A 22,076-nucleotide genomic window follows, 5' to 3' on the forward strand; every position below is an offset into this window, starting at 1 on the left:
CTGTCATTCAGGCCAGCACATCGACGGAGGGGCGGTAGCCGAGGGGGTCGTCCCGGAACCTCGGTGCGGCCGGAGGTATTCCGGTCTCTCGGGTTTCGCCCTGCTGTTCGGGTGCCCGGGCGGATCCGGGATTCGGACTGGACCGGGCGTCCTGTCTGCCGGGGGCGCCGAAGGCACCGGAACCCGCTGCGCGGGAATCGTCGGGCTGGGAATTTCCGGACAGGTCGAGCCGGGTATCCAGGCCGCCCTGGGCGAGGTCGCGCCGAAGCTCGGGCAGGATCGCCCGCAGCGCGTCCCTGCCGAGATCGGTCGGGGCGAACAGTTCCACCCGAATCGCACTGCCGCCGATGTGGGCCCGCACGATGACGGGGCCCAGGTTGTCGGGGTTCACGGTGATGGTCATCGCGTGTTCGCCGTTTGCCGCGCCGATCAGGCTGGCGAGGCCGCGGCCGACCTGGCCGGCGAACGGCAGGTCGGCGAGCGGCGCGGCTCCCGGCGTCGCGGTCGAGGCTCCGGCAGCGGATGCCGCCGTGACGGCCGCATTCGACGCGACCGTGTGCGGGGCAACCGGGAATGCGGTGCCCACGGTGGTCGGGTCGGTGGGGGTCGCGGCGGAAGCGACGGACGCGAAAGCCGTGCCTGCGGCAGTGAGGGGTGCGGTTGCCGTTGCCGAACCGAATGCGGCGGCAGGGTCGGCGACCGCTCCCCCGTTGGAACTGCCCGTTCCGGCCTGGTCCGAACCGGCACCGGCCGAACCGTTGCCGTCAGAGCCGGTGACGGCCGCAGAGGCGCCGCGCGGGTCGCCCGGTGTCGTGGGCACGAGGCCCGCGCGCGTGTCGCCGGGAGTACCGGCGGTGCGGGTGGCCGCGGCGGATGCGCGGCCCGCCAGGTCCGTGAGGACGGCACCCGGTGTCTCGGTGTTCGTACCGGAGAGCGACGCCCCCGTCGAACCCGCCTGGCCGGTCGGTGCGTCCGTGCCAGTCGTCGGTGCGCCGGGAGCGACACCGCTCGCGCCGGTGGCTGCGCTGGTCCCGCGGTTTCCCGGAACCCCGGTCGGTGCCGCTTCGGCCGGGACCGCCCCCGTCGTGACGCCCTGGGCGCCGGACGTCGTGTTCCCGAATGCAGAATTCGCGGACGTTGACTCTGCCGGTGCGGCACCGACGGGAGACGGCAGCGAAGCCGCGGCGGCGCCCATCGGCGCCCGGCCGAGGGTCGCGGAACCGACCGGCGCGAATTCCGGAGCGTTCGAACCGGACAACGGAAAAGGGGCGGCCGCTGAACCGACGAGCGCAGCATCGCCGGTTGCCGCGCCTGAATCCGAGACCGAAGCGGCGGCTGACGTCGACGTCGCGGCCGAGAGGGATGCCGAATCGGCCAGGAGCAGGTCACGCTTCGCGGCTGCCGGCGCGTGGTCAGCGCCCGGCTGGCTCGCCGGCTGTCCAGCGTGTCCGGGTGCCCCGGCCGTCGCCGCTGATCCGGATGCCGACTGTCCGGAGGAGATTTCCCTGCCCGCAGATCCGTGTCCGGACAGGGACGACGGTTCCGGCTGGGAGTCCCGCTCGCTGTGGGCGCTCCGTGCGGCCCTGACCGAGCGCACGTCCCTGGCGATCTGGACCGACCGTGCCGCACGGGCATCCTGCGCGTCCCGTGCCGTCTGTCCGGATTTCTGGGCCGACTCCCCGGCGGATTCCCGTGTGTCCTGGCGGGCCGACGTTCGGGCGGCCGATGTCCGGGCGGCGTCATGCACCGAGGACCGCGCGGCGGACGCGTCCATCCGCTCGCGGGCGGAGGCATCCGCGGTCGAGCGCGACAGCGCAGCCTCAGCCGCACGCGCGGTCACGGCGCGCGCGTCGACGGCGGCACTCGCGGCCTCACGACGCTGGGACGTCCCGGCGTCTCTGGCCGTGTCGAGCGCGGCCGCGAAGCTGCCCGCGCTCGTGTACGCTCCGGAACTCGTGCCGTTCCCTGTCCGGGCGTCCGACGCTGCACTGGCGAGCAGGGCCTGGGCGTTGGCCCTGGCGAGGGAGGCGTGCGCGGACACGGCGCTTCCGAAGGATGCCGGCATCAGGAGGCGCTCTTCATCATCGAGGCGAGGGCGGCGCTAAGGAGGTCGGCGGTGCCGGATGTCGCGGCAGCCTTCGCCGCGGTCAGGGCCGCGGACGCCGAGGATGCGGTACTGGACGCGGCGGGGGCGTCCGGAATCACGCGGCGGATGGTGTCGATGTCCGAGTCGTCCATGTAGGCCTCGACCTGGCAGACCGTTCGGCCTTCGTATGGAGCGTGGATGACCTTGTGGTTACCGGCATAGATCAGGATGTGTTCTCCGCCGCCGGTGACGATCAGGTCCCCCGGTTTGGCGTCGGCGAGGGAGCCGACCTCGGTGCCGATCTTCATCTGCCCCGAGACGAGGCGGGGAACGGATATGCCCATGTCGGCATAGACCTTCTGCACGAGCCCGGAGCAGTCCATGCCGCTCGAGCTCGTGCCACCGAAGACGTAGGGTACGCCGAGGTATTTCTGTGCCGAGGTGACGATGTCGGTACCGGTCACGCTGCCGGTGGCGACGCCGGCACCGCTCGGCGCGCTCGTCGCCTTGCTGGCCGCGGCCGCGAGGGCGTCTGCGAAGGTCGCCGCGGTTCCGGTGCTGTCTGCGGTCGTGGTGGTGGTCGCGGCGGCGGCCGCTGCCGTCGGCGCCGAGGCGGCGTTCAGGGCATCGAAGCGCGCCAGTGTGGCCTGGATCGTGCTGATCCGGCTCAGGGCGTCGACCATCGTCATCGGGTGCCTCCGGCCTTGCGGCGGTGCCACCCGGTCGACGCGATCTCGTCGAGCACGGTCTGCTCCGCCCGGAGGTCCTCCGCGGCGACGAAGATGCCGTGGCGGTCCTCGAGCTTTTCGAGTCCGACGGACTCGGCCCGCTTCGCGGTGAAGGCGGCGTGGGCGGTCTCGGCGGTCCGGCGGTAGTCCCGGCCGAGCGCGTCGAGGTCGGCGAGCATGCTCTGCGCCGAGGTGCGGCCGGCCGCGATCGCGGCGAGGGATGCCGTGCCCGTCGCCTCGCTCGGGAGCACGGTCAGGGCCGCGGATGCCTCCGCACGCCTGGCCTCGTTCGAGTGCAGCAGGGCGTTGGCCGCGGCCAGTTCACCGGCAGCGGCGTCTTGCTGCAGGTGGCGCAACCGGAGGAGTCCGGCGAGGGCGAAGTCACGTTTCATCAGAGGCCTCCGAACAGCCGGGTGAGCCGGGTGAGCTGGTCCCAGGCGAGCGGGGCGGACGTCTGGTCGTCCATCCGCTGCTGCAGGAATTCGTTGATCGCGGCCTCGTTGTCCACGGCCGCGTCGACGAGCGGGTTGGTGCCGGCTTTGTACGCGCCGACGTCGAGGAGGTCCTGGGCATTCCGCCGCGCGGCGAGCACCTTGCGAAGCGTTCCGGCGAGCCGGTTCTGTTCCGGGGTGTTGACCCGGGAAGCCACCCGGGAGATCGAGGCGAGGGCGTCGACGCTCGGGAAATGGCCTTGGACGGCGAGCTTGCGGTCGAGGACGACGTGTCCGTCGAGGATCGAGCGTGCGGCATCCGCGATGGGTTCGTTGTGGTCGTCGCCGTCGACGAGCACCGTGTAGATGCCCGTGATCGAGCCGGACCGGTCGGTGCCCGCGCGCTCGAGCAGCCGCGCCATCAGGGAGAACGTCGATGGCGGATAGCCGCGGGTTGCCGGGGGTTCGCCGACGGAGAGGCCGATCTCCCGCTGGGCCATCGCGACCCGGGTGAGCGAGTCCATCATCAGCATGACGTCCGCGCCCTCGTCCCGGAAGGATTCGGCGATGCGGGTCGCGACGAAGGCGGCGCGCAGGCGCATCATGGCCGGTTCGTCCGAGGTCGACACCACGACGATGGAGCGGGCGAGGCCCTCTGCCCCGAGGTCGTCTTCGAGGAATTCGCGCACCTCACGGCCGCGCTCCCCGACGAGGGCGATCACGGAGACCTGCGCGTCGGTGCCGCGCGCGATCATCGACAGCAGCGAGGACTTGCCGACCCCGGAGCCGGCGAAGAGGCCCATGCGCTGGCCGCGGCCGACGCTCGTGAGGGTGTCGAGTACGCGCACGCCGAGCTGCAGCGGCGTCGTGATGCGGGACCGCTGCATCGCGGAGGGGCTGTCGTGATCGATCGAGACGTACTCCTCGACGACGAGGGGTCCCTTCCCGTCGATGGGGCGGCCCATCCCGTCGATGACACGGCCGAAGAGGCCGCTGCCGGTGGGCACGAGGTGCGGGGTCGCGTCGGACCGGACCGGTGCGCCGACCCGGATTCCGGTCATCCGGCCGAGCGGCATGCAGCGGATGCCGTCCTGCGTCGTCGCGACGACCTCCGCGTCGATCTCGGCGTCGTCCCCGATCGCGACCAGGTCGCCGATCGCCGAGTTGAGCCCGCGGACCTCGAGGCCGAGGCCGACGATGGACGAGACCACACCGACCCGTTCGGGGCGGGCGACCCGAAGCGCGCGCGCGAATGCGACGGGGCGCGGTTCCCAGGTGAGAGTCATCGGGTTCCCCCGAGGAGCGCGGCGCGGGCCCGCTCGAACGCGGTGCCGATCCGGGCGTCGAGGAAACCGTCCGCGAATTCGGAAACGGCGTCGCCGCGGGCGAGCGACGGGTCGGCCTGGAACTGCACGCCGGTGGCGGCGATGACGGCCGGGTCGATCACGGCGAGGTCGGCGGGGTGCATGCGCACCGCGTTCGGACGCGTCGCCGATGCGGGGTCGAGCGCGCGGCGCAGGGCCAGCCGTGCGGCGGCCGGTCCGTCACTGAGTTCGTATCCGATCACGGCCTCCGCGAGGTCGAGGGCCGTGGCGATCAGGGTGTCTTCGGCGTCGTGCAGCACGGGCAGGGTCCGCGCGTCCAGCGCGGTGCTCGCCGCGGTCAGGAGCCGGACGGTGCGGTCGAGCTGCGCCTGGACCTGCCAGACCCGGGCGGCGTGATCCGCTTCGAGGCGCGCGACCTGGGCCGCGATATCGCTCGCTGCCGCCCGTATGCCCGCCGCGTATCCGGCCGCATGTCCCTGGACCCTCGCGGCCTCGACGCTGTCATCGCCGGTCACGGCGCGCAGGGTCGGGAAGGAGATCGCGGAGAACGGCGGGTCGTTTGCCGTATCGGAGGACGTCAGGGAGGCCGGGCTGGTCGCCGGTCCGGCCGCGGCCGGGGCTCCGGCGGCGGCATCCACGAGCACGGGCTCGGCGTGACGGAACGGGATCGCGGGGCTAGACAACATAAGCATCCTCGTCCGCGCGGGTCACGGTGATGCTGCCCTGGGCCTCGAGGTCGCGGATGGCGCGCACGATCGTCGCGCGGCCCTCCTCGACCTGGGAAACACGGACGGGGCCGAGCCCGCGGATCTCGTCGTCGAGGATCTCCCGGTTGCGTTCGGAGAGGTTCTTGCGGATGATCTCGATGACGCCCTCGGTGGAGCCCTTCATCGCGATCGCGAGGATTCCGGCGTCGATGCCGCGGAGAACCTGCTGCACGTCGCGGTCCTCGAGGCGAACGATGTCGGCGAAGGTGAGCATCCGGGCGCGCACCTGTTCGGCGAGAACCGGGTCCCGGGCGTCGAGGGCTTCGAGGAGGGAGCGCTCGGTGGCGACATCCGCCCGGTTGATGATCTCGACGAGCGGCTGGATGCCGCCGACGACCTCGACGGAGTCTCTGGTGGCGGTGACGGCGCCGACGCGAGCCTTGAGCGAGTCGGTGACGACACGGATGGCTTCGGGAGTCGCCGTTCCCATTCCGGCGATGCACTGGGCGACCTCGGCGGGCAGGGTGCCCTCGAGGCCCGCGATCACGGCGGAGGCGTGTTCGGGCCGGAGGTGGGCGAGGACCAGGGCGATGGTCTGCGGCAGTTCGCCGTCGAGGAGGGTGAGGATCTGGAGCGGTTCCGCGGTGTCGAGGAATTCGAAGGCCTTGCCCGCCATAGAGGAGGCGACCCGGCTCATGACCCCGGCGGCGCGCTCTGCGCCGAAGGATGCCTCGAGCAGGCCGACCGCGTAGGCGTGGCCGCCGCGGGCGGCACGTCCGCCGCGCATGGTGAGGTCGTGGAATTCGAGCACGGTCGTCTCGGCGACGTCGGCGTCGACCCGGCGCAGCTGCACGATCTCGGCGGCGATGTCGGCGGCCTCGGCCTCGCTGAACTGCTTCATCACTTCGGTCGCGCGGTCGTGGTCCATGTTCATCAGAACGATGGCGACCTTCTGGGTTCCGGTCAGGGGGACCTGGGGGTCGATCATGCGGGCTGCCGATCATCCATGAGGCCGCGGAGGTACTCTGCCGTCTTCTTCGGATCGCGCTGGGCGAGGGCGTCGATCTCGACCCGCATCCGCTCGGAAGCCACCGGAGGGGTGAAGGCCGGGACGCCGAAGGCGACGGTGGGGCTCGGGTCGATCATGATCGGCGCGATCGGGGCGGTGAGGCCGAACGGGACCGCGGCGGGAGCGAGGGCCTGACGCACCTGGAGCATGTCGTCGACCTCGATCGATTCGCGGCTCTGGCGCCGTGAGCGGCGGGCGTAAAGCAGCATGCCGAGGATCAGGGTGATCAGGATCCCGGCGGTGATGATGCCGATGCGCACGATCTCGCCCATCCGGTCCGCCGAGGACTGCGCATCCTGCTGGGCGAGGGCTGCAGCGGCGTCTGCGGCGGCCTGGCCGTTGAAGCTGACGACCTCGACCGTGACGGCATCGCCGCGGGTCGAGTCGATGCCGGCGGCCGAGGAGACGAGGCTGGTCACGTCGGCGACGTTGAGGCTGCCGATCGTGTCCTTGTTCACGGCGACGGAGACCGTCTGGCGGTTGACGGCGCCGGCCGGGATCGTGCGGGTCTCGGTGACCTTGTTGACCGCGTTGTTCTTGGTCGTGTCCGCCGAGGTGAAGGAACCGTCCGCGCTCGTACCCGTGGGGGTGGTCGTCGTCGTCGTGGTGCCGAGCACTCCGGCAGCGCCGGCAGCACCGGAGCCGGTGTAGGTCTCGGTCTTGACGGCCTCGTTGAGGGCGGGAGCGTTCGTCGGCGAGGTGAAGGATTCCTCGACGCGGGAGGCGGACTGTGCGCTCATGTCCGCGGCAACGACGACGGTCGCGTTTCCGGCCCCGAGCACCTTGTCGAGCATGGCCTGGACGGAACCACGCACGCGCTGCTCGTAGTCGGTGGACTGCTCGGCACCGGTTCCGGTGATGCCGGTGCCGACGGCCGAGAGCACGATGCCCTTGGAGTCGACGACGGCGACGTCTGTGGGCTTCATGCCGTCGATCGACGCGCTCGTGAGGTGCACGATGGCCTGGACCTGGTCACTCGACAGCGTCACGCCGGTCTGGGTGGCGACGAAGACGGATGCCGTCGGGTCCTGCTTCTCGGACACGAACACGGTGTCCTTGGGGATGGCCAGGCGCACCGAGGCGGTCTTGACGCCCTGCATGGCCTGGATCGTGTTGGCGAGCTCACCCTCGAGGGCCCGCTTGTAGGTCACCGACTGCTGGAATTCGCTCGCGGTGACGCCCATCTTGTCGAGGAGCGAGTATCCGCCGGTGTCCGAGGTCGGCAGCCCGGCCGCGGCGGCCTTGAGTCGCTCGGCATAGACATCCGCCTGGGGAACGAGGATTGTCGCGCCGCCGTCGCTGAGCTGGTAGTCGACCTTGTCGGTCGCGAGCTGGTCGACGATGGCGCTCGCGTCGGCGCCGGCGAGCCCGGAGAAGAGGGGTGTGTATGCGGGCTTGGTGGCCCACATCGTGAGCGCGGCGATGCCGAGTGCGAGCACAGCGACGCCGATGATGGCGACCGTGCGCTGCGCGACGGTGAATTCCCGGATGTTCTGTCCGAGGCGCTGGAAGAAGGAACTGATCTGGCGGGGCATCAGGCCTGCATCCTCATGATCTCGTTGAAGGCGTCGACGCCCTTGTTGCGCACGGCGGCAACGAGTTCGAGGCTGACCTGCGCGCGGGTGGCGGCGATGGTGGCGCTCGCGATGTCATTGAGGTTGCCGGTGACGGCCGCGACGGCCTGGGTGTTGGCGGTCGACTGCAGCTGCTGGAGGTTGTCGACGGCGCCGGCCATGGCCGATCCGAAGCCCGAGCCGTCTGTGGCCGTGGTGGCCCGGCTGGATTGCGTCGCCTGCACGCTCTGGGTGGCCTGGCTGGCCTGGAGCGCGAGCGCCCCGATGGATGCGATGGTCATCAGGCACGGCCGATCTGAAGTGCTGCTTCGTAGGTTGTCTTGGCGCGGTCGACGACGGCCGCGTTCGCCTGGTAGCCGCGCTGGGCCATGATCAGGTCGCCCATCTGCTCGCCGAGGTCGATGTCCGGGTGGCGCACGTAGCCGGCCGCGTCGGCGAGCGGGTTGGTCGGGTCTGAGACGAGGATGCCGGCAGCCGAGCCCTGCGCGGTGCCCGCGACCTCGACGCCGTTCACTCCGGCGCCGGCCTGCGCCACGATGTAGCGGGCCTGGAAGGCATTGCCGCTCGTCGGTGTGACGGTGTTCACGTTGGCGATGTTGTCGGCAATCGCGTCGAGCCACTTGCGGTGCAGGGTGAGGCCGGAGCCGGCGATTCCGATCGCGTCGAGGCTCATCAGGCGGTCTTCATCGCGGCGCGCACGGCGCTGAACGGCATGTTCATCGCTTGCGCGGCGAATTGGTACCGGAGCACGGTCGACGTGTTCGCGAGCGTCTCGGTGTCGAGGTTGACGTTGTTGCCGTTGACGTTGGTGGGTTCGAGCGACTCGGTGGTCGTGGCGGCCGTGCTGCCGCTGCCGTCGGCGACCGACTTGGCGAGGGCGGACTCGAACGCGACCTGCTTGGCGTGGTAGTTCGGCGTGTTGACGTTGGCGATATTGCTCGCGATGGTGCTCTGTCGCAGGGACAGTGCGGCCAGTGCGCTCGTGAGAGCGGTGGAGGTCACGGATTCAAGCACGGTTACCCGATTCGTCGTCAGATGTACTGAACGGCCGGTCCGTGGCCTGGTGCGAGCAATCCGTGCTCGTCTCTAGCTATCGGCCCGGTTCCGGCCCGCGTAAGGACTTTCTCCCCCGATTCAGGACCTTGGCTCGAAAGGGGGGTGCGGCGGCCCTTTCGAACCGCCGACTGGCCGCCACTCCACCCGCCTGTCGGCCCGCCTGTCCGCCCACTTACTCGGTCTGTCCGTCGGTCGATCGCTTCAGTCGGTGTCGCGGAGGATCTGACTCTTGCTCGTGAGGAGGATGGGTCTCTGTTCGGGGTCGAGTGCGGGTGGTGGGCTGAGCCAATACTGGCCGGTATCGTCTCGCTTTATGCGCCAGTGCTCGTTGTGGAGCCGCAGATGATCGGACCGACAGAGCAGGATCCCGTCGTCGAGGTTGGTCTCGCCGTGGTCGTCTTTCCAATGCTGGATGTGGTGGGTTTCGGTCCAGGAGGGTGGGCGGTCGCAGCCGGGCCACATGCAGCCGCCGTCCCGAAGGGCGAGGGCCGCCCGCTGGGCCGGGTTGAACGTGCGCTGCTCCCGGCCGAGGTCGACCCCACTCCCGCGGTCGTCAAACGTGACGTCGAGGAGTCCGCTGTCGCACCGGTTGCGTTCGAGGGTTTCGGTGGACACGGTGATCGCGGTCCCCTCGATCACGCCCGGCTGCAGAGGGAGAGCCTCGGCTCCGCGACCCGCCCCGGAATCGGCCGTGGGTTCGTCTATGGTGTCGTCCATGGTGTCGGGAGCCGAGCCGCCCGGTTCCGTCCCGTCGGCCAGGGCCCCGATAGACGCGGTCCCGACGTGGGCCGTCCCGGATGATGCGACGCCGGTGAATGCGGCCCCGGCCGGTGCGGCCCCGGTCGGTGCGGCCCCGGTCGGTGCGGTCCCGGTCGGTGCGGCCCCGGTCGCTGCGGTCCCGGTCGGTGCGGTCCCGGTCGGTGCGGTGCCCCGGGGGCGGATGGTGACCATGCGGACGGCGGGGTTGCGGCCGCCGGCGAGGCGTTTCGGGTCGGCCTTCACGCCGAGTTTGGTCAGGGCGAGGAACGCGTCCGCGGTGAGCTGCTCGGTCGTGCGCGGGTCGTCCTGCACCCGTTTCGCCCAGGCGGCCTGTTCCTTGTCGACGAACCGCACCCCACCGCGGCGGGGGCTCGTGATGGCGTCGTAGGTCTGCATCAGGTACTCGCCGTCCTCCGGGGCGAACAGGCCGACCATGCGTACCTGACCGGTGTGGAGCCGGTAGAACCGCAACGACCGGTCGTCGTAGGCGGCCTTCTCTCGGGCGGCGATGCCGGCCTCATCGAGGACGTCCCGCACCCTCCGGGCCCGTTTGAACAGCTGGTCGGCGTTCAGGGTTCGTGCTTCGGTGAGGAGCCTGGCGAGGGCGGACGCGAGTTTCTCCGGCGTGATCGCCCGGTCCAGGTCACCGAGGCCTTTGCGGAGCGCATCGGCCTTCTCGACACTGAGCCACCCCTCCCCGAGGGCCCGGCCGATCGGGGCGTGCCACGGCGGAACCGCGGCCGCCAGAACCGGGAGGTCGACCGGCGGCAGGTCTGGAGCAACCCCGTCGAGGGGCGGAGTCTCATCGAGCAGCTTCTGCGCTTCCTCGGCTTCCCGGGCGGCCTTCTCGGCGGCGTCGGTCTCGGCCACCAGCCGGCCCACTCCGAGGAGCTTGACTGCGTCGCCCTTGCTCGACCCGGAGATCGACTGCAGCAGGTCCTCAGGGCTGCGGAACCCCTTCCGGGCAGCGAGGCCCTTCCCACCGAGCTCTGGACGCGACCGCCGAGCCAGGGCCGCCGCGAACCACGCCGCCTGAGTCTCCAAGGCCCGCCGCGCTTCCGCGATCAACGCGTGCCCCTCGAGCACCGCCTCATCACTGAGCGTGTCAACAGCGGCGGACGAACCACCCAACCCGGTGACGACGTCCACAATCGAACGCAACCCACCGAGCACGCCGTCATGCACTGACCCGCACAACACCCGGTCGCCGTGCGGCTGATCGGGTGAAGCGGGCGACTCCGGGAGGTTGGTCATGCCTCAAAGTTACGACGGACCACTGACATTCTTTGAGCATGACTCAAGTTTATGGAAACTCCCGCTGATCAGGCACCTGTTGAGGAAGGGCGCCGAAACCAGACGTCGCGTCAACGCCCCGAACTCGCCGGTCGACCCATCATCCTCGAGCGTGGCACCGTGGCTAACTCAGGAAAAGCGGCCAGGGATGGGACAGCCACCGCCGACTTCTCGGCGTCCGTCTGGCTGCTAGGCGCAAGCTTCCTGAGTTAGCCCCCACTGCGTTCGCCCTCACGGTCGCCAGAAACTGCGCAGACCAGACGCCCTCTACCGGCCGCCGGCACTCCCCGCCCGGCCGCAACCCATTTCCCGTTATTCGGGTGCCACGGTGGCCAATTCAGGAAGAACGGCTGGCGCCGGGGCTATCACCCCGGAATTTCGGGCGGCTGTCGGACTGCTGCGCGCAAATTTCCTGAGTTAGCCCCCACTACCGCCGGAGACGGAACGGAGCAGAATCCCGCCATCGCCCGCCGGTGTTGCCCGCCCGGCTGCGCCCTCTCCCCCCGTTATCCGGGTGCGACGGTGGCTAACTCAGGAAGAACAGCCGGTAATCGAACCTGTGCCCCGGAATTCCGGTGCGGCGTCGACCGCAGGATGCAAATCTCCTGAATTAGTTTCCGCAGCACCCGGAGAGACCACACGGCGCCCAGTGAAAGGCGGCGCGGGGCGGAGGAGTGTGGAGAGGTGCTCAGCCGGTGACGTCAATATAGACGGAACGGTCGGCGCGCTGTGCGGTGAGGATGGTGCGCACGGCGGTGAGGTGAGCCCCGGCGGAGCGCCGGGCATCCTCGATCTCGCGGATCAGCTCGAGCTGGCCTGCGATGAGCAGCCGGGCACGCTCTTCGAGCTGCACGGGAAGCTGCCCGAGATGTTCAGGTGCGCGCCACTGCACGCCCGTGGAGAACCGCTCCCCCTCGATCGCGAGCACCGCGTTGCGCGTGCCGCTGCCGAGGCTGCGCTCGAGCTCGTCGAGCACGCGCAGCCACTCCTCATACGTTCCTGCCGGCCTAGGCATAACCGAGTTCCCCCCCGACTCGGGCACCCATCGGCTGCGCGGGCAGTTGCTCGGCGGCTTCGTGCCAGGTCTGACGCAACGGCTCCAGCAGGCCGATGCACTCCACTGTGCGGTTGACGTCCCGGTGCACGTTCGAGCTCATCAGCGCGTTCTGCACGTACACGTAGATCGCAAACAGGCCCTCGGCGCCGTCCCAGGCCTCAACGTTGAGGGAGCTGGACAACTCGGAGACGATCGCCTGCGCGTGCAGCAGATTGTCCGAAGCGACCTGCCAGTCCTGGTTCAGCTGTGCGGCCTGCGCGCGGTTGAGATCCAGCAGCAGTCGGTCGTACAGCATCGTCAGGAGCCGCGCCGGGGTGGCGGACAGGATCGATTCGCGGTTGAACTGCGCGCGGCGGGCCTGCGCGTTACTCCCCATCATGCTCATAATTGCCATCATCATCCAGCGCTCGTAGTAGTGGTCGGAATCGCAGCGACCTGGGCGGTGAGCCAGGTCGACTGTGCTTTGAGAGCGGCGAGGGAGACCTCGAGCGCCGTGTAGGTGGCCTGCAGGGTGGAGCGCCGTGTGGCGAGGCTGATGTCCCACGCGCTGATCCGGGTGCTCATGTCTTTCACCGAGGACTGCTGCCCGGTGATCTGATTTGTGAGCGCGCCGGTGTACTTGTCCGAAACGGCCACGGCTGCGGCGGCCACCCGGGTGGCGATCTCCTGCACGGCGGCTTTGACCGTCGTCGGGTCCGCGGCGAGGGCCGTCGCGAACTTCGCAGGGTCGAACTCCATCGTGCCGGTCTTCGTGATGCTGATGCCGTACTCCGAGGGAGAGTGCCCGTTGATCGGGGCGGATGCCGCGTTGAGCAGTTTCTGGCTCACGTCGCGGACGCCGCTGTCCCCCGTGAAAACGCCCGGCGACATCACGGCTGCACCGGAGGCGTTGGTGCTGTTCGTCACGACGGTCTGGGTGGAGACGAGGGCGAAGATTCCGTTGAGCGAGCTCACGAGGCCAGAGGCGAGCGAGCTGATCGCGGCATCGTCGCGGGTGACCTTGATCGTCACTGGTGTCGTGGACTCGGCCGAGACCGTGATCGCGACGCCCTGGAGCAGGTTGGCGAAGGTATTGGTCGAGGAGGTGATCGTCTGCGAGGCAAGGGTGCCTGCCCAGAGCGTGATACTTGCGTCCTTGGCCGCTGTCGTGATGGCGGCACCGGTCTGAGCGAGCAGGTCCGGGGCGGTGTTGGCCGCGACCTCGGCCTTGGTGCCCTGGTAGATGGAGAAGCCTCCGGCCAGCCCTGAGCCGGTCGCGGTGAACTGGAGACGGTACTGAGCGTCACCGCTGGCGTTGAGGCCGGAGGCGACCCGGGTGGCCGTGACACCGGCGCCCGCCGCGTTGACGGCCGTGACGACGTCCTCGAGCGAGGACGAGGTGAGGGAGATTTCGGTGCTGACGCCGTTCACGAGCACGGTGAGCACCGCGGGAGTGGTCGCCCACTCCGTCATGGCGGCGGAGACGCCGACCTGGGTCTTGGCGAGGGCGCCGACGACAACGTCGATCTGCCCCGCACCGGCCCCGGCCGAAACCGTCGTGGTCACGCTCGTGGAACTGCTAGTTGCGGCATAGAGATCGGTGGCCGCCGGCTTCGACGCCGTGGTCGCAAGGGTCGCGAGGGCGGCGACCTGGCTGTTGAGCCCCTGAAGCGCGGTGATGAGCTTCTGCGAGGTGGCGACGGATGCCTTGAGGATCGTCTGAGGACGAGCCTCGACGGTCATCAGGTTGTTGATCAGGGTCGTGGTGTCCAGGCCGCTGATGAGCCCGTCGATCGCGTTCCCCATGCCTCCACCTCCTTAGGTGTGAAACTCTGTGCTGCTGATGGTGCTGCGGGTGGATCTTGAGATTCGGGTGGAATGTGGAATGGCCGGCGGCGTTCGAGGGATGAGGTCCAGTTCATCTCCCGCGCGCCGCCGGCCATAGTTCACCGGTCGGTTGCCCGACTGCCTGGGCTATCCGATTTACTGGAGGAGCTTGAGCACGCCCTGGTTGCCCTGGTTCGCCTGCGCGAGCATGGCGGTACCGGCCTGCACCAGGATGCTGGATCGGGTGTACTTGACCATTTCAGCGGCCATGTCGGTGTCGCGGATGCGGGATCCGGCAGCGGTCAGGTTCTCGGTCGAGACGGCAAGCGTCTTGACGACGCTCTCGAACCGGTTCTGGCTTGCACCGAGGTTGGCACGAGCCGTCGAGACCGTCGCGAGCTGCTTGTCAATGACAGCAATCGCAGCAGCAGCGCCTGCCGCAGTCGAGAAGTCGAGCGCCTTGTCAGCAGTACTGGACACCTGGCCGTTGACAACACCAGTGCCACTTACGGCGATCAGGTTGGCAGTCGTGTCGGTGAGCGTCGCGTCCTTTGAGACCACGTTGTACTGGCCGGCCTTGGTGGCATCGGCAGTGACTGTGAAGTCAGTACCCACGCCTGCCTGAAGCTTGGCCAGGACAGCGGCGTTGTCGTCGGTTGATGCGATGACAATCGCCGTCGGGGTCTTCCCGGCAGTCTGAGCGATTGTGACCGTGGTAGCTGTGCCGGTGGCGACAGTGAAGCCCTTGTTCTGCACTGCTCCGGTGAGTGCAGCGCCGGCAGCGTCCTTCCCTCCGAGCGCATTCACGACGGTGTTGACGTTCGCCGAGTCGAGCTTGACCGTGATCTGGCTGCTCGCATCGCTGTTCGCGCCAACCTGGAAGCTCAGGTCCGCGCCACCGGCGAGGAGTTTGGTGCCGTTGAAGTTGGTCGAGTCGGAGATTCGGGTCAGTTCCTTGGTCAGCGCCGTGACCTCGGTCTTGATTGCTACGCGGGAATCGGCGTTGTTCGAGTCGTTACCGGCCTGGACGGCGAGGTCACGAACGCGCTGCAGGATCGACTGCACCTCGCTCAAGGAACCTTCTGCGGTCTGCACGACCGAGATGCCGTCCTGGGCGTTGCGGCTGGCGACCGTGAGGCCACCGACCTGGGACTTGAGTGCCTCGGAAACGGTGAGGCCGGCCGCGTCGTCCGATGCGCGGTTGATGCGAAGACCACTGGAAAGCTTTTCGAGCGACTTGGACATGTCGTTCTGCGTAGCGGTCAGGTTGCGGTAGGTGTTGTTCGCCGCGATGTTGGTGTTGATCTGCATACCCATGATGTATTCCTCCGTGAGTGGGTGTTGGTGCGTCTACCCATCCATGGGCTGACACCTAGAGCTATCGGCCTGGGCCGGCGGTGCGTTAGCCGTTGAGCGAGAAAGATTCCCGGGCCGGGTACGCGCCGTGATCGCCGAGCGAACCCGCGGCTGCGGCGTACTTCGCCGCGGCGATCGCGGCCGTGCGCGAGGGCACCGGCAGGCTGATCGGCTCGGTGAGGGGAACGTCGGTCGCGACGGCGGGCATCCGCTCGTTGACGATGCCGAGCATCGCGTGGTCGGCGAGCCTGGCCAGGTAGGCGCTGCGGCGGGCCGGCGCCACGCGGGACTCCGGCACGTAGTCGGCCTCGTCGTCGGCATAGTGGGTGCCGAGTCCGTCGCGCAGCAAGCGGATGGCCTCCGCACGCTGCTGGGACACGGCGGAGTGGGTGATGCCGAGGTCTGCGGCGATGTCCTTGACCGGGCGGTCGTCGAAGTAGACCTGCTCGATGATCTCGCGCATCTTGGGCGGGAGAGCGAGCACGGCCGCGCGCAGGTACGCGAGACGCTCGGCAGAAAGCAGTGACTCCCCCGGCAGCACGGTGCTCGCCGGGATGTACTCGGCTGTGGTGTCGTCGAGGGCGATCACGGTGCGCTCGCTGTCGGCAAGTCCTGCGGCGGCGGTTTCACGGTCGACACCGAGTGCGGCGGCGATCTCGTCGACGCTCGCGGCGCGGCCGAGGGCGGCGGCGAGGGTCTCCTGCACGGCGCGGGTCTCCTTGATGCGCCGGCGGGCGGTGCGGGTCGCCCAGTCATTCGAGCGCATCTCGTCGGCGAATGCCCCGATGATGCGACGACGGGCGAAGGCGCCGAAGGGAACCCCGAGATCGGGGTTGAAAGCATCCGCGCTCGTGACGAGCGCGAGCGCGCCCGCAGACGCGAGATCATCGCGGGAGAGGTGACGGGCCTTGGCCCAGACCTCGGAAACCAGGTACCCGACGAGGGGCAGGTTGTCGGTGACCAGCCGATTACGCTCAGTGCGATTCACGTCGCAGCCCCCTGTGTTCACCAAACCGAATGTTGAGCGAGAGACCTCTGGCAGGGCCAGGATTCTTCGCTTCGTACCGGGTGAGCACTGGGACAAATTCCAAGATCGGACGGGGGTTCGGGGCCCCTTTATTACAAAATCTTTTGTCCGCATCTCAAACTTACAATCAGCCCACCCTGAGTCCAGCCGTGCGGCACCCCCACTCTGGGGGGGCTCATACCCCCCAACCGGGAAACGCTTACCACCGCAAATCCAGCCGGGTCTCCCCCACTTCGGGAAAGCGTTGTCCTCATTTAGGTGGACATTCCCAGGCCCCACCTGCCAGTCTGAACACACAGATCGCTTACGTGCGGCGAAACCCTGCCGATAGTGCCATCTGAAGCCAGAGTCGACGCGGTTGTGCGTCCACTCGGCCCAACCCGAATCGTGTGGAGGAAATCGTGGGCGCCAATGAACTCTCCGCGCTCCTGTGGCGGGAGCGTGAGCTCCTCGAACTCCTCGTCTTCAAGCTCGACGAAGAACAGCTCCTCCTGACGAACGGCAAGACCCGCTGGCTGCAGCAGGGCACCCGTGAGGTCGAGCAGGTGCTCGGGCACGTGCAGGAAGCCGGCCTCGCCCGTAGCGTCGAGGTCGCCGCGATGTCGAACGAGTGGGGAACCAGCGAAGACGCCACGCTCCGCGAACTCGTCGCCCACGCCCCCGTCGGTCCCTGGACCGAGATCATGACGGCGCACCTCAAGGCACTCGGCGAGCTCGCCGCCCAGATCAAGGAACTCCGCGACGCCAACGAACACCTGCTGCGCTCGGCCGCACGCTCCAGCCAGGAGACGCTCGCCGACATCCGCGTGAACACGAACACCTACGACGCCCGCGGCACAGCGGATGCGCCCACCCCGCCCGCCCGCCTCTTCGACCAGTCGTTCTAACGGGAACCCCATGAGCACATTCGGCGGACTCAACACCGCATACTCCGGCCTCCTCGCCGCCCGGCAGGGCATGGACGTCGTCGGCCAGAACATCGCCAACGCCGGCACGGAGGGGTACACCCGCCAGCGGGTGACGACGTCCTCAGTGGATGCCGTGACGCGCGTCGGTCTCTTCTTTTCCGGAGTCGGCGCGGGCCAGGGCGTTTCGGTCACCGGCATCGCCCGCCTCGGCAGTGCGAGCCTCGATGCCCAGGTGCGTGCGACGGCCGCGATCGCCGGCTTCTCAGCCGTGCGCGCCAACGCGTTCACCGCGGTGGAGGCAGCCACCCATGAACCAGGCACGAGCGGACTCTCCGCAACCCTCGCGAAGTTCTGGGCCGGCTGGCAGGACGTCTCCAACAACGTGGGTAACGCCGCCCCCGCCGGCGCCGTGCTGAGCCAGGCCAACGCGGTCGCCAGCCAGCTCGCGTCCAACTACCAGGCGGCCGCGACCGAGTGGTCGTCGCAGCGCTCGAGCGTCGACTCGATGGTCGCCGAGGTCAATGCCGCTGCCACGCAGGTCGCCGGCCTCAATTCCCAGATCCGCATGACGGTTGCGGCGGGCGGTTCCGCCAACGAACTCCTCGACAAGCGCAGCGCGCTCACCACCACGATCGCCGCGCTCACCGGCGGGGTCGTCTCCGAACAGCCAGACGGCACGGTCAATGTCTTCGTCGGCGGGAACGCCCTCGTCAGCGGCGACCAGGCCCAGGCACTCGTCGCCGTCGGCGCGAAGACGATGACCGGCACCACCAAAGACACAGCGAATGCAGCCGGAACGGTCTCGGTCGCCTGGGCACGCAGCCCCGGCACCGCGATCGCCGTCGACGGGGGCGAACTCGCCGGCGCACTCTCCCTGCTTTCCCCGGCTACCTTCAAAGCGGACGGCACGGCAAGCGGCTCGACTCTCGCCGACGTCGCCGCCAACTACAACGTCTTCGCGACGTCGCTCGCCACGAGCGTCAACGCGGTCTACAAGCAATCCACCGCCGGTCCGGAATTCTTCGATGTCAACTCGGCCGGTCCGCCCGCGCTCGGTCTGAGCGTCATTCCGAAGTCGGCGGCCGAGCTCTCGGCGGCGCTCACCGCCGCCGGCACCGCGGCAACTGCCGCCGCAACCGCCGCCGGAAAACCCGCCGTGACCACGGCCGGCTCCATTGCAGATTCCGTCTCGCAGCTGGGCGCAGGCAAGGCCGTCGACCCCGCCACCGGCCTTGCCCTCGCCTCGCCGAGTGCGGACTGGACCAACGTCGTGACCGGCCTCGCCGTGACAACGAAGGCAGAGCTCCAGGGTGCATCCCTGGCCGACATCACGTCGACCGCAGCCGTCAAGTCTCAGCTGTCCAACGCATCCGTCGACCTTGACGAAGAGAACGTGAGCCTTCTGATGTTCCAGCATGCGTACCAGGGCGCCGCCCGGGTTATGACCGCCGTTGACGAAATGCTCGACGTGCTCATCAACAAGACCGGATTGGTGGGCCGCTGACCATGATCTCCCGTGTCACCACCCAGACCCAGATTCGCGCGGCCCAGTCGAGCCTGCAGACCAACCTGGCCAGGCTCACCCAGCTGCAGGAGCAGGCCTCGGCGCTCACGACGCTGAAGAACCCCTCGGACGACCCGGCCCGTGCCGCGGATTCGCTCGCGGTGCGCGCGGAGCAGAGCGCAGTCGCCCAGTACAGCCGCAATGTCGAAAACGGCACCGGCTGGCTGACCACCGCGGACTCCGCCCTGGCCGCGACGACGAACATCATGAACAAGGTGCGCGACCTGACCGTGCAGGGCGGCAACGGCTCGCTCTCGCAGACCGCGAAGAGCGCCCTCGCCACGCAGCTCCAGGGTCTCAAGCGAGATCTTCTCACCCAAGCGAACACCCAGTATCTCGGGCGCAGCGTCTTTGCGGGCTCTTCAGACGAGGCCTCGGCCTTCAAGACGACCGCGGCGGTCCCAGCGACCCCCGGGACCCCCGGGACCCCGGCGATTCCGGAGACCGTGACCTTCACGGGTGTCGAGGGTTCGTCAGTGCAGCGCCGGATCGGCAGTGACTCCACCGTGCGGGTCGACTCCGACGGATCGAAGATCTTCGGGACCAACGCAAAGTCGGTGTTCACGCTCATCGACAACATCAGCAACGCACTCGACTCGTCGACGGGCGTGGCCGGCGCGACTGCGACGGCCACGACGACAGCGAGCGACTACCTCGTGGCGGTCGACGACAGGTTGACAACGGTGATCGCGGCTCAATCAGACAACGGAGTTCGGCAAGTGCAGATCGAAAGCGCCGGAACCGACCTCCTCACCAAGACCGGTACGCTCGAAGCCCAACGCTCCGGGATCGAAGACGTGGACCTCGCCCAGGCCGCCCTCAGCCTCAAACTCCAGGACGTCAGCTACCAGGCTGCACTCTCCGTGACCTCGAAGGTACTGCAGCACACCCTGATGGACTTCCTCCGATGAGCGCCACCCTGACATTCGTCTCCCCTCCGCCCGGGCTCGCCCCGCTGACCGAGTTCGATCTCACCGAGATCGCCGGCGCGGACGGCCTCTACACGCTGCAGTCCGCCGAGGACCGGCACACCCGGCTGTTCGTGCTCGACGCCGCGATCTACCTGCCGGACTACTCCCCCGTCATCACCGACGACCATGCTCTCTCCCTCGACCTGGCCGGCCCCGACGACGCACTGGTGCTCGTCGTGACCAACCCGCGCGAAGGCGGAACGACCGTCAACCTGATGGCGCCGATCGTCGTGAACTCCGCGACCGGCCGATGCGCCCAGATCATCCTCGAGGGTCAGGACTGGTCCCTCCGCGCCGAACTCGGCGCCGCGTCGGGAGCCTGACCGCGCGTTCCTGACCTGCGCGTTCCTGACCTGCGCGTTCCTGAACGGAGTCTCAGGGCATTTCCTCGACGAAAGATGAGCGGTTCCCCCCGAACGGGAATAGCGTGAGATCCATCGGGGCATAGCCGCTCGCATCCACCCGCGGCTGCATGCACCCCGGGCAATGGAGCCACAAATGCATCCGCTCATCAGCTATTTTGCGAGCCTCGACAGCCCAGGCGTCTACCTCGGCTGGGGCGCATTCCAGATCCAGCTCGGCAACCTCATCGTGATTCTCGTGATGATCCTGCTGTTCGTGCTGGCCCTGTTCCTGCCGTTCCCGAGCGGGAAGAAACGGCCATGAGCATCCGCGAGGAACGGAAGGCCGAACCGGTCGCACCGGTCGAGGAGTACTACACCTGGACGGGGAAGGCCCGGGGCTGGCTGCTGAAGCACCTGCCCGCCGACAAGCTGCTGCCACAGGACCAGCCCAGCTACGTCGCATCCTGGATCTACGTGTTCGGAATGGGCGCGATCGTCTCGCTCGTCTTCATCCTCGTCTCTGGCGTCGTGCTGAGCCTGAACGGCCCGGCCTGGTACCACGTCTCCGACTTCGGCCACTTCGTGAACAGCGTGCACCTCTGGAGCGTCGAGCTCTTCTTCATGACGATGGTCGTGCATCTCTGGGGCAAGTACTGGATGGCCGCCTGGCGCGGCGGACGCACCCTCACCTGGATCACCGGGATGGGCGCGTTCCTCGTCTCCATCGTCGCGGCGTTCACGGGCTACCTGCTGCAGACCAATTTCGACTCGCAGTGGATCGCGTTCGAGGGCAAGGACGCGCTCAACGCCTCGGGCATCGGCGCCTGGTTCAATGTCGCCAACCTCGGCCAGATCTTCGGGTTCCACATCGTGCTGCTTCCCCTCGCCGTCGGCGCCGTCGTCGCCCTCCACGTGATCCTGGTGCGGATGCACGGGGTCGTCCCCCCGATCGACGCGGCCGAGACCGATGCGCAACTGAGCGGCCCGGACCGGACCGAGGCGACGCGATGAGCGCCCCGACGATGTCCCGCTCCGACCGGGATGGACTCGCCCGCCGCCCCTGGCGCGGAACAGTGCGCGAGTACGACCTCTTCAAGGAACTCACCGTCGCCCTCGTCGTCGTCGGGCTCGTGATCGTAGGTCTCTCGGCGATCTTCGGCTCGCCGGACGAACCGAGCGTGACCCTCAAGTCCTGGGCGCAGGCCGAACCTGCCGACTTCGTCGCCACTGCGACCGCCGAGCTCGGCGGCACGAGCGAGACCGCCGGCTACGGCCCGCCCTACAACACCACGGCGGACGCGACCCAGACCATCGGTGCCTTCGACCTGCAGAGCTTCTCCGGGGTGCAGCTGCCGATCGACACGGCGAAAGACCTCGTGATCACCCCGCTGACGACGCTCAACGCGCCGCCGAGCGCCGCCCTCGACGCCTGGAACGCCGCGAGCGACACCGAGAAGGCCGACTGGACCGCCGCATACACGGATGCCCTCACGAATGCCCCCGACGGCGACCCCGCCCAGGTCGCCACCGGCGACTACGGCCCCGTGCCGGTCCTGACCGACGCGTTGCTCACCATGGCGAGTCAGGGCGCCCTCGACGGCGTGCTCAACGCCCAGCAGTCGTTCTACAACAACGACTACACCCGCACGATCCTGTTCCTCGGCGACGGAGCCTACTTCGGCGACCTCGCGACCGCCGCGCATCTCACGGGCGACCAGTGGGGCATGATGAACGAGACCGGCAACACCCCAGGGCAGTCCTGGCTGTGGCTCTTCTCCTTCTGGTACCAGATCGAGCCGTTCGCGTCGGCCCCCAACGCCGACCTGCTCGTCGTCCTTCTGATGCTCGTGCTGAGCGTGCTGTTGACGCTCGTGCCGTTCATCCCCGGCCTGCGGGACATCCCGCGCTGGATTCCGATCCACCGCCTGATCTGGCGGGACTACTACAAGAAGCGCGCAGCGGGCCGCGGCTGAGCTGTCAGGAACCCCCGGCCAGAACCGATTCGGGACGGTTCC

Annotated in this window: 23 protein-coding genes; 7 read left to right on the forward strand and 16 right to left on the reverse strand. The window is 68.6% G+C overall.

Going from position 1 to position 22,076, the window contains the following annotated elements; all coding sequences use genetic code 11:
* Window positions 1-7: 7 nt before the first annotated feature.
* The 16 genes from MQH31_RS12745 to MQH31_RS12820 all read right to left on the reverse strand — a co-directional run bounded on the left by MQH31_RS12745 (window position 8) and on the right by MQH31_RS12820 (window position 16,235).
* On the reverse strand, window positions 8-2,065 hold the full coding sequence (locus MQH31_RS12745) for a flagellar hook-length control protein FliK (protein WP_243012348.1): 2,058 nt from the start codon (window positions 2,063-2,065) through the stop codon (window positions 8-10).
* Window positions 2,065-2,775 carry a C40 family peptidase gene (locus tag MQH31_RS12750; RefSeq protein ID WP_243012349.1) on the reverse strand — a complete coding sequence of 237 codons (711 nt, stop codon included), beginning with the start codon at window positions 2,773-2,775 and terminating at the stop codon, window positions 2,065-2,067. Before MQH31_RS12750 ends, MQH31_RS12745 begins: the two co-directional genes overlap by 1 nt.
* The gene (locus tag MQH31_RS12755) at window positions 2,772-3,206 is read right to left on the reverse strand and encodes a flagellar FliJ family protein (protein ID WP_134536492.1); all 435 of its coding nucleotides are present in this window, start codon (window positions 3,204-3,206) and stop codon (window positions 2,772-2,774) included. Before MQH31_RS12755 ends, MQH31_RS12750 begins: the two co-directional genes overlap by 4 nt.
* Window positions 3,206-4,531 (reverse strand): FliI/YscN family ATPase, encoded by a 1,326-nt coding sequence (locus MQH31_RS12760; protein WP_243012350.1) that lies wholly within the window; start codon window positions 4,529-4,531, stop codon window positions 3,206-3,208. Before MQH31_RS12760 ends, MQH31_RS12755 begins: the two co-directional genes overlap by 1 nt.
* Window positions 4,528-5,256: a FliH/SctL family protein gene (locus MQH31_RS12765; RefSeq protein WP_243012351.1), complete on the reverse strand. Its 729-nt coding sequence runs from the start codon at window positions 5,254-5,256 to the stop codon at window positions 4,528-4,530. Before MQH31_RS12765 ends, MQH31_RS12760 begins: the two co-directional genes overlap by 4 nt.
* Complete coding sequence (gene fliG, locus MQH31_RS12770; RefSeq protein WP_243012352.1) at window positions 5,246-6,265, reverse strand: flagellar motor switch protein FliG; 1,020 nt, start codon at window positions 6,263-6,265, stop codon at window positions 5,246-5,248. Before fliG ends, MQH31_RS12765 begins: the two co-directional genes overlap by 11 nt.
* Entirely contained in the window at window positions 6,262-7,881 is a 1,620-nt protein-coding gene (fliF, locus tag MQH31_RS12775) for a flagellar basal-body MS-ring/collar protein FliF (RefSeq protein WP_243012353.1), read from the reverse strand. Before fliF ends, fliG begins: the two co-directional genes overlap by 4 nt.
* Window positions 7,881-8,201, reverse strand: coding sequence for a flagellar hook-basal body complex protein FliE (gene fliE, locus MQH31_RS12780; RefSeq protein WP_243012354.1), 321 nt, complete (start codon window positions 8,199-8,201; stop codon window positions 7,881-7,883). Before fliE ends, fliF begins: the two co-directional genes overlap by 1 nt.
* Window positions 8,201-8,593: a flagellar basal body rod protein FlgC gene (locus tag MQH31_RS12785; RefSeq protein ID WP_134448950.1), complete on the reverse strand. Its 393-nt coding sequence runs from the start codon at window positions 8,591-8,593 to the stop codon at window positions 8,201-8,203. Before MQH31_RS12785 ends, fliE begins: the two co-directional genes overlap by 1 nt.
* On the reverse strand, window positions 8,593-8,934 hold the full coding sequence (locus MQH31_RS12790) for a flagellar basal body rod protein FlgB (protein WP_243012355.1): 342 nt from the start codon (window positions 8,932-8,934) through the stop codon (window positions 8,593-8,595). The genes MQH31_RS12785 and MQH31_RS12790 overlap by 1 nt, the downstream gene beginning before the upstream one ends.
* A gap of 243 nt (window positions 8,935-9,177) precedes the next feature.
* Window positions 9,178-10,989, reverse strand: a complete 1,812-nt coding sequence (locus MQH31_RS12795) for an HNH endonuclease signature motif containing protein (RefSeq protein ID WP_243012356.1) — start codon at window positions 10,987-10,989, stop codon at window positions 9,178-9,180.
* Between the two features lie 727 nt (window positions 10,990-11,716).
* Entirely contained in the window at window positions 11,717-12,043 is a 327-nt protein-coding gene (locus MQH31_RS12800; RefSeq protein WP_243012357.1) for a hypothetical protein, read from the reverse strand.
* Window positions 12,036-12,485: a flagellar export chaperone FliS gene (fliS, locus tag MQH31_RS12805; RefSeq protein WP_308196454.1), complete on the reverse strand. Its 450-nt coding sequence runs from the start codon at window positions 12,483-12,485 to the stop codon at window positions 12,036-12,038. Before fliS ends, MQH31_RS12800 begins: the two co-directional genes overlap by 8 nt.
* Window positions 12,482-13,870, reverse strand: coding sequence for a flagellar filament capping protein FliD (gene fliD, locus MQH31_RS12810; protein WP_243012358.1), 1,389 nt, complete (start codon window positions 13,868-13,870; stop codon window positions 12,482-12,484). Before fliD ends, fliS begins: the two co-directional genes overlap by 4 nt.
* A gap of 177 nt (window positions 13,871-14,047) precedes the next feature.
* Entirely contained in the window at window positions 14,048-15,208 is a 1,161-nt protein-coding gene (locus MQH31_RS12815; RefSeq protein WP_243012359.1) for a flagellin N-terminal helical domain-containing protein, read from the reverse strand.
* An 85-nt stretch (window positions 15,209-15,293) separates the two neighbouring features.
* A complete protein-coding gene (locus MQH31_RS12820) occupies window positions 15,294-16,235 on the reverse strand; it encodes a sigma-70 family RNA polymerase sigma factor (RefSeq protein ID WP_243012360.1) in 942 nt (313 codons plus the stop codon).
* Between the two features lie 440 nt (window positions 16,236-16,675).
* Here MQH31_RS12820 and MQH31_RS12825 point away from each other — a divergent pair, with 440 nt between their 5' ends.
* From MQH31_RS12825 to MQH31_RS12855, 7 genes are all read left to right on the forward strand, one after another.
* Window positions 16,676-17,161 carry a flagellar protein FlgN gene (locus tag MQH31_RS12825; RefSeq protein WP_134536470.1) on the forward strand — a complete coding sequence of 162 codons (486 nt, stop codon included), beginning with the start codon at window positions 16,676-16,678 and terminating at the stop codon, window positions 17,159-17,161.
* Between the two features lie 10 nt (window positions 17,162-17,171).
* Window positions 17,172-18,686, forward strand: a complete 1,515-nt coding sequence (gene flgK / locus MQH31_RS12830; protein ID WP_243012361.1) for a flagellar hook-associated protein FlgK — start codon at window positions 17,172-17,174, stop codon at window positions 18,684-18,686.
* Window positions 18,687-18,688: 2 nt separating this feature from the next.
* On the forward strand, window positions 18,689-19,657 hold the full coding sequence (gene flgL, locus MQH31_RS12835; RefSeq protein ID WP_243012362.1) for a flagellar hook-associated protein FlgL: 969 nt from the start codon (window positions 18,689-18,691) through the stop codon (window positions 19,655-19,657).
* Window positions 19,654-20,040, forward strand: a complete 387-nt coding sequence (locus MQH31_RS12840; protein ID WP_243012363.1) for a flagellar assembly protein FliW — start codon at window positions 19,654-19,656, stop codon at window positions 20,038-20,040. The genes flgL and MQH31_RS12840 overlap by 4 nt, the downstream gene beginning before the upstream one ends.
* 175 nt (window positions 20,041-20,215) lie before the next feature.
* Complete coding sequence (locus MQH31_RS12845; RefSeq protein ID WP_166792719.1) at window positions 20,216-20,383, forward strand: hypothetical protein; 168 nt, start codon at window positions 20,216-20,218, stop codon at window positions 20,381-20,383.
* Complete coding sequence (locus MQH31_RS12850) at window positions 20,380-21,072, forward strand: cytochrome b N-terminal domain-containing protein (RefSeq protein ID WP_243012364.1); 693 nt, start codon at window positions 20,380-20,382, stop codon at window positions 21,070-21,072. The genes MQH31_RS12845 and MQH31_RS12850 overlap by 4 nt, the downstream gene beginning before the upstream one ends.
* Window positions 21,069-22,034 carry a hypothetical protein gene (locus tag MQH31_RS12855; protein WP_243012365.1) on the forward strand — a complete coding sequence of 322 codons (966 nt, stop codon included), beginning with the start codon at window positions 21,069-21,071 and terminating at the stop codon, window positions 22,032-22,034. The genes MQH31_RS12850 and MQH31_RS12855 overlap by 4 nt, the downstream gene beginning before the upstream one ends.
* The last annotated feature ends 42 nt before the right edge of the window (window positions 22,035-22,076 follow it).

Origin of the sequence: Cryobacterium zhongshanensis (genome assembly GCF_022760445.1) — a bacterium.
GTDB classification, from domain to species: domain Bacteria; phylum Actinomycetota; class Actinomycetes; order Actinomycetales; family Microbacteriaceae; genus Cryobacterium; species Cryobacterium algoricola.

Coding starts and splice junctions, on each gene's coding strand:
- MQH31_RS12745 (WP_243012348.1), bottom strand. CDS start 2,065: ATGCCGGCATCCTTCGGAAGCGCCGTGTCCGCGCACGCCTCCCTCGCC.
- MQH31_RS12755 (WP_134536492.1), bottom strand. CDS start 3,206: ATGAAACGTGACTTCGCCCTCGCCGGACTCCTCCGGTTGCGCCACCTG.
- flgL (WP_243012362.1), top strand. CDS start 18,689: ATGATCTCCCGTGTCACCACCCAGACCCAGATTCGCGCGGCCCAGTCG.
- MQH31_RS12750 (WP_243012349.1), bottom strand. CDS start 2,775: ATGACGATGGTCGACGCCCTGAGCCGGATCAGCACGATCCAGGCCACA.
- fliF (WP_243012353.1), bottom strand. CDS start 7,881: ATGCCCCGCCAGATCAGTTCCTTCTTCCAGCGCCTCGGACAGAACATC.
- fliG (WP_243012352.1), bottom strand. CDS start 6,265: ATGATCGACCCCCAGGTCCCCCTGACCGGAACCCAGAAGGTCGCCATC.
- MQH31_RS12840 (WP_243012363.1), top strand. CDS start 19,654: ATGAGCGCCACCCTGACATTCGTCTCCCCTCCGCCCGGGCTCGCCCCG.
- MQH31_RS12785 (WP_134448950.1), bottom strand. CDS start 8,593: ATGAGCCTCGACGCGATCGGAATCGCCGGCTCCGGCCTCACCCTGCAC.
- fliS (WP_308196454.1), bottom strand. CDS start 12,485: ATGATGATGGCAATTATGAGCATGATGGGGAGTAACGCGCAGGCCCGC.
- MQH31_RS12855 (WP_243012365.1), top strand. CDS start 21,069: ATGAGCGCCCCGACGATGTCCCGCTCCGACCGGGATGGACTCGCCCGC.
- MQH31_RS12800 (WP_243012357.1), bottom strand. CDS start 12,043: ATGCCTAGGCCGGCAGGAACGTATGAGGAGTGGCTGCGCGTGCTCGAC.
- flgK (WP_243012361.1), top strand. CDS start 17,172: ATGAGCACATTCGGCGGACTCAACACCGCATACTCCGGCCTCCTCGCC.
- MQH31_RS12850 (WP_243012364.1), top strand. CDS start 20,380: ATGAGCATCCGCGAGGAACGGAAGGCCGAACCGGTCGCACCGGTCGAG.
- MQH31_RS12795 (WP_243012356.1), bottom strand. CDS start 10,989: ATGACCAACCTCCCGGAGTCGCCCGCTTCACCCGATCAGCCGCACGGC.
- fliD (WP_243012358.1), bottom strand. CDS start 13,870: ATGGGGAACGCGATCGACGGGCTCATCAGCGGCCTGGACACCACGACC.
- MQH31_RS12765 (WP_243012351.1), bottom strand. CDS start 5,256: ATGTTGTCTAGCCCCGCGATCCCGTTCCGTCACGCCGAGCCCGTGCTC.
- MQH31_RS12760 (WP_243012350.1), bottom strand. CDS start 4,531: ATGACTCTCACCTGGGAACCGCGCCCCGTCGCATTCGCGCGCGCGCTT.
- MQH31_RS12845 (WP_166792719.1), top strand. CDS start 20,216: ATGCATCCGCTCATCAGCTATTTTGCGAGCCTCGACAGCCCAGGCGTC.
- fliE (WP_243012354.1), bottom strand. CDS start 8,201: ATGACCATCGCATCCATCGGGGCGCTCGCGCTCCAGGCCAGCCAGGCC.
- MQH31_RS12815 (WP_243012359.1), bottom strand. CDS start 15,208: ATGGGTATGCAGATCAACACCAACATCGCGGCGAACAACACCTACCGC.